Annotated in this window: 10 protein-coding genes; 9 read left to right on the forward strand and 1 reads right to left on the reverse strand. The window is 61.1% G+C overall.

Annotation, left to right across the window (positions count from 1 at the left end):
• Positions 1-7 precede the first annotated feature (7 nt).
• Positions 8-958 carry a VirK/YbjX family protein gene (locus GJV78_RS18360; RefSeq protein ID WP_155109670.1) on the forward strand — a complete coding sequence of 317 codons (951 nt, stop codon included), beginning with the start codon at positions 8-10 and terminating at the stop codon, positions 956-958.
• Here the strand turns inward: GJV78_RS18360 and GJV78_RS18365 are convergent.
• Positions 955-2,613, reverse strand: coding sequence for an ATP-dependent endonuclease (locus GJV78_RS18365; protein WP_155109671.1), 1,659 nt, complete (start codon positions 2,611-2,613; stop codon positions 955-957). The two genes, GJV78_RS18360 and GJV78_RS18365, sit on opposite strands and share 4 nt — an antisense overlap.
• Positions 2,614-3,076: 463 nt before the next feature.
• On the opposite strand from GJV78_RS18365, the gene aqpZ reads away from it, so the two are divergent.
• The 8 genes from aqpZ (at position 3,077) to GJV78_RS18405 (ending at position 13,424) form a co-directional block, all read left to right on the forward strand.
• Positions 3,077-3,772 (forward strand): aquaporin Z, encoded by a 696-nt coding sequence (gene aqpZ, locus GJV78_RS18370; protein WP_155109672.1) that lies wholly within the window; start codon positions 3,077-3,079, stop codon positions 3,770-3,772.
• A gap of 508 nt (positions 3,773-4,280) precedes the next feature.
• Entirely contained in the window at positions 4,281-5,183 is a 903-nt protein-coding gene (locus GJV78_RS18375; RefSeq protein WP_155109673.1) for a lysine exporter LysO family protein, read from the forward strand.
• A 141-nt stretch (positions 5,184-5,324) separates the two neighbouring features.
• Positions 5,325-6,977 carry a hydroxylamine reductase gene (gene hcp, locus GJV78_RS18380; protein ID WP_155109674.1) on the forward strand — a complete coding sequence of 551 codons (1,653 nt, stop codon included), beginning with the start codon at positions 5,325-5,327 and terminating at the stop codon, positions 6,975-6,977.
• 10 nt (positions 6,978-6,987) lie between these two features.
• Entirely contained in the window at positions 6,988-7,956 is a 969-nt protein-coding gene (gene hcr / locus GJV78_RS18385; protein ID WP_155109675.1) for an NADH oxidoreductase, read from the forward strand.
• Positions 7,957-8,115: 159 nt separating this feature from the next.
• Entirely contained in the window at positions 8,116-9,834 is a 1,719-nt protein-coding gene (gene poxB / locus GJV78_RS18390) for a ubiquinone-dependent pyruvate dehydrogenase (protein ID WP_155109676.1), read from the forward strand.
• Positions 9,835-9,871: 37 nt separating this feature from the next.
• Positions 9,872-10,870 (forward strand): low-specificity L-threonine aldolase, encoded by a 999-nt coding sequence (gene ltaE / locus GJV78_RS18395; RefSeq protein WP_155109677.1) that lies wholly within the window; start codon positions 9,872-9,874, stop codon positions 10,868-10,870.
• A gap of 10 nt (positions 10,871-10,880) precedes the next feature.
• A complete protein-coding gene (locus GJV78_RS18400; RefSeq protein WP_167519638.1) occupies positions 10,881-12,314 on the forward strand; it encodes an SDR family oxidoreductase in 1,434 nt (477 codons plus the stop codon).
• A gap of 96 nt (positions 12,315-12,410) precedes the next feature.
• Complete coding sequence (locus tag GJV78_RS18405) at positions 12,411-13,424, forward strand: NAD-dependent epimerase/dehydratase family protein (RefSeq protein WP_155109678.1); 1,014 nt, start codon at positions 12,411-12,413, stop codon at positions 13,422-13,424.
• Positions 13,425-13,435 lie beyond the last annotated feature (11 nt).

Consider the following 13,435-nt stretch of genomic DNA (forward strand, 5'->3'; position numbering starts at 1 on the left):
TTCACTCATGACGCAGGTTACCGATAATACCTTCTCTGGCACCGGGATTACCTCTCCTTTACAATTATTTATTCACCTTAGCCGAGGCCAGCTGCTGCCGGGAAAGTTCTGGCGTAAGGCCAGCTTTCGACGCAAATTTTTACTGCGTTCGCTGCTGATGCCCCGCGCGACCGGTCGGCTGTTGGAAACCCTGACCCAATGGCCCGAGCTGGCTTCGCTGCTGGCCCGCCAGCCCCGGCTGCCGATTCGCCTGCACCGTCCCTATATGGCCGTCAACGTTAAGCGCGCGTTCGCGCTCAGCGCCCTCTGCTGCCATTATGACAAAATGCGGCAACTCCTGACCCACAGCCAGCTTACCGACTATCTAAGCCACTCCGGCCTTAATCTGGCAAAATTTACCGCTAAAGATGATGCCCCCTTCCAGCTGGATTTAGTCAGCCTGGTCTCACTGGATAAAGAAGGGGAAAGTACCCTCGTGATTCGCGATGCGCAGCTGCGCATTCTGGCGGAAATTACCTTTACCTTCTGCCAGCTCAACGGCAAGCCGACGCTGTTTATCGGTGGGCTGCAGGGCGCAGCCAGCGACGTGCCGCACGAGGTGATTCAGCAGGCGACCAAAGCCTGCCACGGGCTGTTTCCAAAGCGGATCGTTATGGAGGCCGTCTGCTGCTTTGCTCAGGTGCTGCGGGCCGAACAAATCATGGCGGTCAGTAACGACGCCCATATTTACCGCAGCTGGCGCTACCGGGATAAGAAAAGAGAGATCTACGCCGACTATGACGCCTTCTGGACATCGCTGGGCGGCGAGAAGGTCGCCGGCAACTATTTCTCTCTGCCGCTGGCCCTGGCCCGTAAAAGCGAAGAGGAGATTGCCAGTAAGAAGCGGGCCGGATATCGCCGCCGCTATGCGCTGCTCGACGACGTCGCCGGACAGATCTCCCGCGGCTTCAGCGGCTAGTCGGCGCGCCCCCGCGCCAGCCACAGCACCCGCGAAAACATCTTGCGCAGCAGCGGCGGTACGGCGTCCACGCCCCGCCGTCCGGCCTCCATCGCCACCTCAATGGCCAGCTCCGGCTTCGATGAGCGGTGGATCGCCTTTGAGATGATTTTGCGCATGTTCATCGGCACCTTCTCCGGAAGCTGGGCAACCCGGTGGAAGACGTCGGCGAAACCCTGCCGGTACATAAAATGCTCCATATCCAGCGCCGGCAGCGCGGTAAGGTGCTCGTGCTCGGCTTCCCGATCGTTGTTGAGCAGTCCGCGCACCGTGGCGGCATATTTTTTCCCCGCCTCGTCGCCATCCACCAGCACATGCCACTCAATGCCCATCCGGCGGGCGAACTTCACCAGCGGCCGCAGACCGGACTGGGCAAACTCAATAACCTTAATCCCCTCGGCGTCAAAGTGATGGCCGCACTGGCGCGCCAGCTCGTGGATCAGCCAGGTCTCGGTTTCGCCTTCAACCAGCAGCCAGCAGCGGGCGAACAGCGACGAGGCGCGGTTAAAGCGAATATGAAAGGCAATACGCCGCCCATCTTCGGCGCTCAGGCCGCCCGGCCCCAGCCGCCAGGCCGCCACGCGCGACGACTCGCGCACCAGCCGACAGACGTGCTCCACCGGCGTTAGCGACAGCAGCTCGCCGGAGTTGGTGGTGGCAATACGCTGCAGCGGCAGCAGGTTCAGCAGTTGCCAGGCTACCGACAGCATAATCGGATGCAGCCGCGTTTCCGGATCTTCAACCAGCAGCAGCGGACGGGCGTCTTTATCCAGCCGAAGAGAGCCTTTCGCCTGCAGAAGCGTGGCGAAAACCCCCAGCAGGATCACCCGGTGGGTTCGTCCGCCCGGCCTGTCGATTATCCGGTTAATGATGTCGAGATAGCGCCAGCTGCGCCGCTCGTTATCCGCCCGCCGCCGCATCAGGCGATGGCGGGCGGGCGAGGCCCCCTGCGCGGAAAAGTAGTGCTCCAGCAGCTGCACCATCGCCGACAGCCCCTGGCGAATCTGTCCGTCGGTCAGATTCTGCGGCCGGGCGGCCAGCTCCCGGGCCAGGTAGTCCAGCTGGCGGGCGGTCACCTCCACGTCGGGCATGTCGGGGAGCGCGCCGTCGCGAATGCGTCGCATAAAGCGCGCGTCGCGCAGGCGTAGTACCGGCATTAAGCGCACCAGGTGCCGGGCCAGGTCATTGATATCTTCTCCAATGAGAGGATGTCCGTCACAGTCCAGAAAGCTGCGCAGCGTCATCACGCTACCGTCCCCGGCACTCTCTCCCTCCAGGCGATAGAAAATGCGCTGATAGCCGTCGCGGCAGAGTGACCAGCAGGGAGCCAGCGGCCGATAGCGCCGCGCCCGGTAGCGGCCCGGCAGAGATTCACGAAAGGTAAGAATGATATGCAGGTGATGCTCGCGCCCTTTGCGATCGCCGGGGGGAAACCAGAAGTCATGCTGCTCAAAATGGTACAAATCGATTTCTGGCGACAGCAGCAGGGTCAGCGCGTCCAGCAGGCTGGATTTCCCCCAGGCGTTCTCGCCGATCAGCACGTTGTTGTGCTCCAGCATCAGCGACAGCCGGTTGATACCGCGAAACCCTACGATCTCAACACGTTCGAGAATCATCTTTCCTCCAGCGGCGAAGCGTTATCCCTTAAACTCCCGGCAGTATATACCAGCCGCCAGGTATATTGGCGACATGAGGCTCCGGAATCCCTGAGCCTTGCCCGAACGGACTATCGCCCGGCGGCGTTCAGTCGCTCCCCGGCCGACTGGACGATCGTTGAGCAAAACGCACTGCGCATTATCACGCCACCCGAATTTTCAGAATATGGCCCGGCGTAATAAATAGAAAAACAATACATTTCGTTTGAAAATATTCTGAATTACGTTTCCCCAAAAAAAACGCCGCCGTAATTAAACCGCATTGTCCTGAATCAAATTTATAACTTTTATTTAACTGATGAATAGTTAGCACATTTTTTTAAAACAGCGGCTTATTTATTGCTGTTGTCGTCCTACGTTTATGGTGATAATAGCGCCCGGCCCGGCAAGTGGGGCCACTATTTTAATTTTGAGGTGGAAAAATATGTTCAGAAAGTTAGCAGCCGAATGTTTTGGTACATTCTGGCTTGTTTTTGGTGGCTGCGGGAGTGCCGTTCTGGCAGCAGCGTTTCCGGAATTAGGCATCGGCTTTACCGGCGTTGCGCTGGCCTTCGGCCTGACGGTGCTGACCATGGCCTACGCGGTGGGCCATATCTCAGGCGGCCACTTTAACCCGGCGGTCACCCTCGGCCTGTGGGCGGGCGGCCGTTTTGCGGCAAAAGAGGTGATTGGCTATATCGTGGCCCAGGTTATCGGCGGCATTATCGCCGCCGCGGTGCTCTATGCTATCGCCAGCGGAAAAGCGGGCTTTGACGCGGCGGCCAGCGGCTTCGCCTCTAACGGCTACGGCGAACATTCACCGGGCGGCTACTCCATGCTGTCGGCGATGGTGATTGAAATCGTGCTGACCGCCGGCTTCCTGCTGGTGATCCACGGAGCCACCGACAAGCACGCCCCGGCCGGCTTTGCGCCGATTGCCATCGGCCTGGCGCTCACCCTGATCCACTTAATCAGCATCCCGGTAACCAATACCTCCGTTAACCCGGCGCGCAGCACCGCGGTGGCGATCTTCCAGGGCGGCTGGGCGCTGCAGCAGCTGTGGCTCTTCTGGGTGATGCCGATTATTGGCGGCATCCTCGGCGGCCTTATTTATCGCGTCCTGCTGGAAAAACGCGATTAATTTATCATTGCGCCGGCCTCGCCCGGCGATTAACCTGGCCCTGACCGCAAGGTTGGGGCTTTATTTTTTAAGCGTATATTCCCGTCCGCCTTCAGGCTGCATGTGCGTTGGCCTTCCTGCAATCCGAATTATTTAGGGTATATGACGCATTCCGGCTTTTAAAAGCGACACAGATTATCCTTAACGTGGGTTATCCCCTGACTAATTCGGGTGGCATGATAAAACCCGGAGCGTTTTTAACAGCCGTAGTGCTGGCCCCGCAGGATAAGTCTTATACCCGGCATGGCGGGAATAGCGGTGAAATAAGGGCGGATAAAATAGACGCCGCGAAAAAACGCGCGTGGCCGGAAGCCTCCCCTTCCCGGCGACGGCGCAAAAACGCCCCCTGCCGCTCCGGGTCATCGGCGAAACCCTCGCCCGGCTTCGCGCAGGCGGCTTTACTCATCTCCCGCCATTGGGTAGTGTGTCACCGCGCCGTTTATTCTCTTATTGCAAGGACCGGGTATTAATGTTTTCTGGGCTGTTCATTATTCTGCTTCCGCTGATCGTCGGCTATCTTATTCCACTTCACCACGCGGCCGTTTTACGGCTAATCAACCGGCTGCTGAGCGGAATCGTTTATCTTATCCTGTTTTTCATGGGCATCAGCCTGGCATTTCTTGACAACCTTACCGCCAACCTGGTGGCGATTGTTCACTACTCCGCCGTCAGCGTGGCCGCGATTTTGCTGTGCAACGCCGCGGCGCTGCTCTGGCTGGAGAAAGCGCTGCCGTGGCGATATCAGCACCAGCAGGAGACGCTGCCCTCACGCCTCGCAATGGCGCTGGAATCGCTGCGGCTGTGCGGCGTGGTGGGGCTGGGATTTATCACCGGTCTCAGCGGGTTCGCCTTTTTACAGCACGCCACCCAGGCCAGCGAATTTACCCTGATCTTCCTGCTGCTGCTGGTCGGCATCCAGCTGCGCAACAGCGGGATGACCCTCCGCCAGATCGTACTTAACCGCCGGGGGGCGATCGTCGCCGCCGCGGTGGTGGCCAGCTCACTGCTCGGCGGCCTGATTAGCTCGCTGCTCCTCGGCCTGCCGGTAAAAACGGCGCTGGCGATGGCCTCGGGCTTTGGCTGGTATTCGCTGTCCGGCATCCTGCTGACGGAGGCCTACGGCCCGGTAATCGGCAGCGCCGCCTTCTTTAACGACCTGGCGCGGGAGCTGATCGCCATTATGCTGATCCCAGGCCTGGTGCGCCGCAGCCGCTCAACGGCGTTGGGGCTGTGCGGTGCCACCTCCATGGACTTTACCCTGCCGGTGCTGCAGCGCTCCGGGGGCCTGGAGCTGGTGCCCGCCGCCATCGTTCACGGCTTTATCCTGAGCCTGCTGGCACCGGTTCTGATGGCGTTTTTCTCCGCATACTGACGCTCCGGCGGCGCTCCGCCCGCCGCCAAAATTGCGCTAAATCAATGTCCCTTTAAGTTGTATCAGAAATTACTTTTCTCCCTTCGCCCACAGGCATAACCTTAAACATGTATATTAAATATAACTTTAAAAGGTGTGATCATGTTTTGTGTGCAATGTGAACAAACCATCCGTACTCCGGCAGGAAACGGCTGCTCTTACGCGCAGGGGATGTGTGGTAAAACGGCAGAAACTTCCGATCTGCAGGATCTGCTGATCGCTTCCCTGCAGGGGCTCTCCGCCTGGGCGGTGAAAGCTCGTGAGTATGGCATCATTAATCACGATATCGATAACTTTACTCCGCGTGCGTTCTTCTCCACGCTGACCAACGTTAACTTCGATTCCCCGCGCATCGTCGGCTACGCCCGCGAAGCGATCGCCATGCGTGAAGCGCTGAAAGCGCAGTGCCTGAGCGCTGACGCAAACGCCTCCGTCGATAACCCGATGGCCGATCTGCAGCTGGTCAGCGACGATCTGGGCGACCTGCAGCGCCAGGCGGCGGAATTTACGCCGAACAAAGACAAAGCCGCTATCGGCGAAAACATCCTGGGCCTGCGCCTGCTGTGCCTGTACGGCCTGAAGGGTGCCGCGGCCTATATGGAGCACGCCCACGTTCTCGGCCAGTATGATAACGACATCTACGCGCAGTTCCATAAAATCATGGCGTGGCTGGGCACCTGGCCTTCCGATATGAACGCTCTGCTGGAGTGCTCTATGGAAATCGGCCAGATGAACTTTAAGGTCATGAGCATCCTGGACGCCGGTGAAACCACCAAATACGGCCACCCGACTCCGACCCAGGTTAACGTGAAGGCGACAGAAGGCAAGTGCATTCTGATCTCCGGCCACGATCTGAAAGATCTCTACAACCTGCTTGAGCAGACCGAAGGCACCGGTGTTAACGTCTATACCCACGGTGAAATGCTGCCGGCTCACGGCTATCCTGAGCTGCGTAAATTTAAACATCTGGTCGGTAACTACGGCAGCGGCTGGCAGAACCAGCAGGTGGAATTCGCCCGCTTCCCTGGCCCGATCGTGATGACCTCTAACTGCATTATCGATCCGACCGTCGGCTCCTATGACGACCGCATCTGGACCCGCAGCATCGTCGGCTGGCCGGGCGTAAGCCACCTTGAAGGCGACGACTTCGGGCCGGTAATCGCTCAGGCGCAGCAGATGGCGGGCTTCCCGTACAGCGAAATTCCGCACCTGATCACCGTCGGCTTCGGTCGTCAGACCCTGCTGGGTGCCGCCGATTCGCTGATCGACCTGGTGAGCCGCGAAAAACTGCGTCACATCTTCCTGATCGGCGGCTGCGATGGCGCGCGCGGTGAGCGTAACTACTTCACCGACTTCGCCACCAGCGTTCCGGACGACTGCCTGATCCTGACCCTGGCCTGCGGTAAATACCGCTTCAACAAGCTGGAGTTCGGCGATATCGAAGGTCTGCCGCGTCTGGTGGATGCCGGTCAGTGCAACGACGCCTACTCTGCCATTATCCTGGCGGTCACCCTGGCGGAAAAACTGGGCTGCGGCGTCAACGACCTGCCGCTCTCGCTGGTGCTCTCCTGGTTCGAGCAGAAAGCGATCGTTATCCTGCTGACCCTGCTCTCCCTGGGCGTGAAAAACATCGTCACCGGCCCGACCGCGCCTGGCTTCTTTACTCCGGATCTGCTGGCTATCCTCAACGAGAAGTTTGGTCTGCGTTCCGTAACCACCGTTGAAGAAGATATGAAGCAGCTGCTGAGCGCCTAAGGAGTTACCTATGACTATGCCAACCAATCAGTGCCCGTGGCGGATGCAGGTTCATCACATCCATCAGGAAACGCCGGACGTATGGACAATTTCGCTGCTGTGCCACGGCTATTATCCTTACCGCGCCGGGCAGTATGCACTGGTGAGCGTGCGCAATTCGGCGGAGACGCTGCGCGCCTATACGATCTCCTCCACGCCGGGCGTCAGCGAGTACATTACGCTGACCGTGCGTCGAATTGACGAAGGCGTCGGCTCACAGTGGTTAACCCGCGACCTGAAGCGCGGCGACTATATCTGGCTTTCCGACGCGATGGGTGATTTCACCTGCGACGACAAAGCGGACGATAAGTTTCTGCTGCTGGCAGCGGGCTGCGGCGTGACGCCGATCATGTCGATGCGCCGCTGGTTGGCAAAGTACCGCCCCCAGGCGGATGTGCAGGTCATCTTCAACGTGCGCTCGCCGCAGGACGTTATTTTCGCCGAAGAGTGGCGTCAGTATCCGGTCACCCTGGTGGCAGAAAACAACGCCACCCACGGCTTCGTGGCCGGTCGTCTGACCACGGAGCTGCTGAAAAGCGTGCCGGACCTCGCATCCCGCACCGTAATGACCTGCGGCCCGGCTCCCTATATGGATCTGGTCGAGCAGGAGGTGAAGGCGCTGGGCGTGACGCGCTTCTTTAAAGAGAAGTTCTTTACGCCGGTGGCGCAGGCGGCTACCGACGGGCTGAAGTTTACTAAGCTGCAGCCCGTGCAGGAGTTCTACGCGCCGGTCGGCACAACGCTGCTGGACGCGATGGAAAGCAATAAGGTTCCGGTCGTCGCGGCCTGCCGGGCGGGCGTCTGCGGCTGCTGCAAAACCAAAGTGGTTTCTGGTGAATATACCGTTACCAGCACCATGACCCTGACCGACGCGGAGATCGCCGACGGTTACGTGCTGGCCTGCTCCTGCCACCCGCAGGGCGACCTGGTGCTTGCCTGACCCTTAGCCGAATAACGGCATAAAATCTTCAAAAATGGCCTGGCCGGATATGCATAACGCTGTCCGGCCATTTTTTTGCTCCTCTCCCCCGCCCGCCGCTATCGCCGTGAGATTCAACTAGACTTGAAGCCGGTATCATAGTGAAGGAGACGGAGAACCATGAAACAAACGGTTGCTGCTTTTATTGCCAAAACCCTGGAACAGGCGGGCGTTAAGCGGATCTGGGGCGTGACGGGCGACTCCCTGAACGGCCTGAGCGACAGCCTCAATCGCATGGAGACGATTGAGTGGATGCCCACCCGCCATGAGGAGGTTGCCGCCTTCGCCGCGGGCGCGGAGGCGCAGCTCACCGGCGAGCTGGCGGTCTGCGCCGGCTCCTGCGGGCCGGGCAACCTGCATCTGATAAACGGGCTGTTTGACTGCCATCGCAACCAGGTTCCGGTACTGGCGATCGCCGCCCATATTCCCTCCAGCGAGATCGGCAGCGGCTATTTTCAGGAGACACATCCGCAGGAGCTGTTCCGCGAATGCAGCCACTACTGCGAGCTGGTCTCCAGCCCGGAGCAGATCCCCCAGGTGCTGGCGATCGCCATGCGCAAGGCCGTACTGAACCGCGGCGTCTCGGTGGTGGTGGTGCCGGGCGACGTGGCGCTGAAGCCGGCCCCGGAAGGCGCGACCTGCCACTGGTATCACGCCCCGCAGCCCGTCGTCATCCCGCAGGATGAGGAGCTGCACAAGCTGGCCCAGCTGCTGCGCTACTCCAACAAGATTGCCCTGCTGTGCGGCAGCGGCTGCGCCGGGGCGCACGACGAGCTGGTGGAATTCGCCGGCAAAATTAAAGCGCCGATCGTCCACGCCCTGCGCGGAAAAGAGCACGTTGAATATGACAACCCGTACGATGTCGGAATGACCGGGCTGATCGGCTTCTCGTCGGGCTTCCATACCATGATGAACGCCGACACGCTGCTGCTGCTCGGCACCCGGTTTCCCTATCGCGCCTTCTACCCGGCCGACGCGAAGATCGTGCAAATCGATATCAACCCGGGCAGCATCGGGGCGCACAGCAAGGTCGACATCGCGCTGGTGGGCGACATCAAAGCCACCCTCCGCGCCCTGCTGCCGCTGGTGGAGGAGAAAAGCGACCGCCGCTTCCTCGACAAGGCGCTGGACGATTATCGCGACGCCCGCAAAGGGCTGGACGATCTGGCGAAGCCCGGCGACAGGGCCATTCACCCGCAGTATCTGGCCCGGCAAATCAGCCGCCTGGCCGACGATGACGCTATCTTCACCTGCGACGTCGGCACCCCTACCGTCTGGGCCGCCCGCTATCTGCAGATGAACGGTAAGCGTCGCCTGCTGGGGTCGTTCAACCACGGCTCGATGGCCAACGCCATGCCGCAGGCCCTGGGCGCGCAGGTCACTGCGATGGACCGGCAGGTCATCGCCCTGTGCGGCGACGGCGGCTTCAGTATGCTGATGGGCGACTTTCTCTCGGTGGTGCAGATGAAGCTGCCCGTTAAGATCGTGGTGTTTAATAACAGCGTGCTGGGCTTTGTGGCGATGGAGATGAAGGCCGGCGGCTACCTTACCGACGGCACCGACCTCCATGAAACCAACTTCGCGCGTATCGCCGAGGCCTGCGGCATTACCGGCATCCGCGTGGAGAAAGCCTCCGAGGTGGACGAGGCGCTGCAGAGGGCGATGGCCATCGACGGCCCGGTGCTGGTGGACGTGGTGGTGGCCAAAGAGGAGCTGGCGATCCCGCCGCAGATCAAGCTTGAGCAGGCGAAGGGGTTCAGCCTTTATATGCTGCGCGCCATCATCAGCGGTCGCGGCGATGAGGTTATCGAACTGGCGAAAACCAACTGGCTGAGGTAAAACATCAGGCATTTCCTCTCTCTTCTCAGGTAATGCCATGATCGATTTACGCAGTGACACCGTTACCCGGCCGGGTCGGGCCATGCTGGAAGCTATGCTGGCCGCCCCGGTGGGGGACGACGTCTACGGCGACGACCCCACCGTCAACGCGCTTCAGCGCTACGTCGCCGAACTCTCCGGCAAAGAGGCGGCGCTGTTCCTGCCCACCGGCACCCAGGCCAACCTGGTCGCCCTGCTCAGCCACTGCGAGCGCGGCGAAGAGTATATTGTCGGCCAGGGGGCGCACAACTATCTCTATGAGGCCGGCGGCGCGGCGGTGCTCGGCAGCATTCAGCCGCAGCCGGTTGACGCGGCGGCGGACGGCACGCTGCCGCTGGACAAGGTGGCGGCGAAAATCAAACCGGACGACATCCACTTCGCCCGCACCCGGCTGCTCAGTCTGGAAAACACCCACAACGGCAAGGTGCTGCCGCGCGACTACCTCAACGCGGCGTGGGACTTCACCCGCGAGCGCGGCCTGGCGCTGCACGTCGACGGGGCGCGAATTTTTAACGCCGTGGTGGACTACGGCTGCGGGCTGGAAGAGATTACCCGCTACTGCGACTCCTTCACCCTGTGCCTGTCAAAAGGGCTGGGCGCACCGGTCGGCTCCCTGCTGGTGGGCAGCCGCGACTATATCAAACGGGCGACTCGCTGGCGGAAGATGGCCGGCGGCGGCATGCGCCAGGCGGGAATTCTGGCGGCGGCGGGACGCTATGCCCTGGAAAACAACGTCGCCCGCCTGTGCGAGGATCATGACAACGCCGCCTGGATGGCCCGGCAGCTGCGCGACGCGGGTGCCGAGGTGCTGCGTCAGGACACCAATATGCTGTTCGTTCGCGTCGGCGAGGCGCACGCCGCGCTGGGGGAATTTATGCAGGCGCGAGAGGTGCTAATCAACGCCGCACCGGTCGTCCGGCTGGTGACCCACCTGGACGTATCGCGGGAGCAGCTTGCCGGAGTCGTCGCCCACTGGCGCGCCTTTTTAAACCGCTAAGGAGCAGGACGTGTCGCAACGCATACTGGTTCTCGGGGCCAGCGGCTACATCGGCCAGCATCTGGTCAGAGCGCTCAGCCAGCAGGGACATCGGGTGCTGGCGACGGCGCGCCGCACCGACCGCCTGCGGAAGCTGGGGCTGGCCAACGTCAGCTGCCACAGCCTCGATCTCAACGGGCCGGAGCGCTTGCCGGCCCTGCTGGCCGGGGTGGATACGGTTTACTACCTGGTGCACGGTATGGGCGAAGGCGGCGATTTCATCGCCCACGAGCGTCAGGTGGCGCTGAACGTTCGCGACGCGCTGCGCCAGGTGCCGGTCAGCGAGCTTATCTTCCTTAGCTCGCTGCAGGCTCCCGCCCACCAGCGTTCGGATCACCTGCGCGCCCGCCAGCTTACCGCAGAAACGCTGCGCGAGGCCGGAGTGCCGGTAACCGAGCTGCGGGCGGGCATCATCGTCGGCGCTGGCTCCGCCGCCTTTGAGGTGATGCGCGATATGGTTTATAACCTGCCGGTGCTCACTCCGCCCCGCTGGGTGCGCTCGCGCACCACCCCCATCGCTCTGGAGAATCTGCTGCACTACCTGGTGGCGCTGCTGGATCATCCGGCCACCGGTCATCGGATATTTGAAGCCGCCGGGCCGCAGATCCTGAGCTATCAGCAGCAGTTCGAACGCTTTATGGCCGTCAGCGGCAAACGCCGTCCGCTGATCCCCCTGCCTCTCCCGACCCGCTGGATTTCCGCCTGGTTTTTAAGCGTCATTACTTCGGTTCCTCCCTCCACGGCGAAGGCGCTGATCCAGGGGCTGAAGCACGACCTGCTGGCCGATGACGCCGGGCTGCGGGCGCTGATCCCGCAGCCGCTTATCACCTTTGACGACGCGGTGCGCCGCACCCTCAAAGACGAAGAGAGGCTGGCCCACTCCAGCGACTGGGGCTATGACGCGCAGGCCTTCGCCCGCTGGCGGCCGGAGTACGGCTACTTCGCCAAACAGGCGGGGTACACCGTCAGAACGTCGGCCAGCCCGCGGGCGCTGTGGCGGGTGATTAACCGCCTCGGCGGTCGGGAGGGCTACTTCTTTGGCAATGTTTTATGGAAAACGCGGGCGGCGATGGATCGGCTGGTGGGCCACCGGCTGGCAAAGGGCCGCCCTGCCGGTGAGCTACTGCAGGTCGGCGACGCGGTGGACAGCTGGAAGGTGATTGTCGTCGAACCGGAAAAGCAGCTCACCCTGCTGTTTGGCATGAAGGCACCGGGGCTGGGTCGCCTGAGCTTTACCCTGGAGGATAAAGGCAGCTACCGCCAGCTCGACGTCCGCGCCTGGTGGCACCCGCACGGTATGCCGGGACTGTTTTACTGGCTGCTGATGATCCCGGCGCACCTGTTTATCTTTCGCGGAATGGCCCGGCGAATCGCCGCCCTTGCGGAACAGCGCACAGAAGAATAAGGAAGATATGCGGTATTCTTTCCCGTTTCTCATTGCATACAAACGTAATTCACGAAAGAATGCGCACGAAGTTCTATTTAATCACAGTGGATTGCTATGAAGGTTCTGGTTACCGGCGCTACCAGCGGCTTAGGCCGAAACGCGGTTGAATTTTTACGCGGCAAAGGCCTCAGCGTCAGGGCCACCGGTCGCAATGAGGCGATGGGCAAGCTGCTGGAAAAAATAGGCGCAGAGTTTGTCCATGCGGATCTGACCGAGCTGATGTCCGCCCAGGCGAAAGTGATGCTCGCGGACGTGGACACCCTCTGGCACTGCTCCAGCTTTACCTCGCCGTGGGGCACCCAGCAGGCCTTCGATCTGGCCAACGTCCGCGCTACCCGCCGCCTCGGCGAGTGGGCGGTTGCCAGGGGCGTGCGCAACTTTATTCATATCTCGTCGCCCTCGCTCTACTTCGACTACCACCATCACCGGAACATCAGCGAAACGTTCCGCCCGCACCGCTTCGCCAACGAATTCGCCCGCAGTAAAGCGGCGAGCGAAGAGGTGATTAACCAGCTGGCGCAGGCCAATCCCCAGACTCGTTTTACGATCCTGCGCCCCCAGAGCCTGTTCGGACTGCATGACAAGGTGTTTATTCCCCGGCTGGCGCATATGATGCATCGCTACGGCAGCGTACTGTTGCCGCACGGCGGCAGCGCGCTGGTGGATATGACCTACTTTGAAAATGCGGTCCACGCCATGTGGCTGGCCAGCCAGAACAGCTGCGACGGGCTGCCGTCAGGCCGGGCCTATAACATCACCAACGGCGAACACCGCACCCTGCGCAGCATCGTACAGAAGCTGATCGATGAGCTGAACATCGACTGCCGCATCCGTTCGGTGCCTTACCCGATGCTGGATATGATTGCCCGCAGCCTGGAGCGCTTTGGCGATAAAACGGCAAAAGAGCCTGCGCTGACCCACTACGGCGTGTCGAAGCTCAACTTCGATTTTACGCTGGACATCGCCCGCGCCCGGGACGAGCTGGGCTATCAGCCGGTGGTCACCCTTGACGAAGGGATCGAGCGCACCGCGGCCTGGCTGCGCGACCACGGCAAGCTGCCGCGGTAGGCGTTCACCGC

Source organism: Intestinirhabdus alba (genome assembly GCF_009711095.1).
GTDB classification, from domain to species: Bacteria; Pseudomonadota; Gammaproteobacteria; order Enterobacterales; family Enterobacteriaceae; genus Intestinirhabdus; species Intestinirhabdus alba.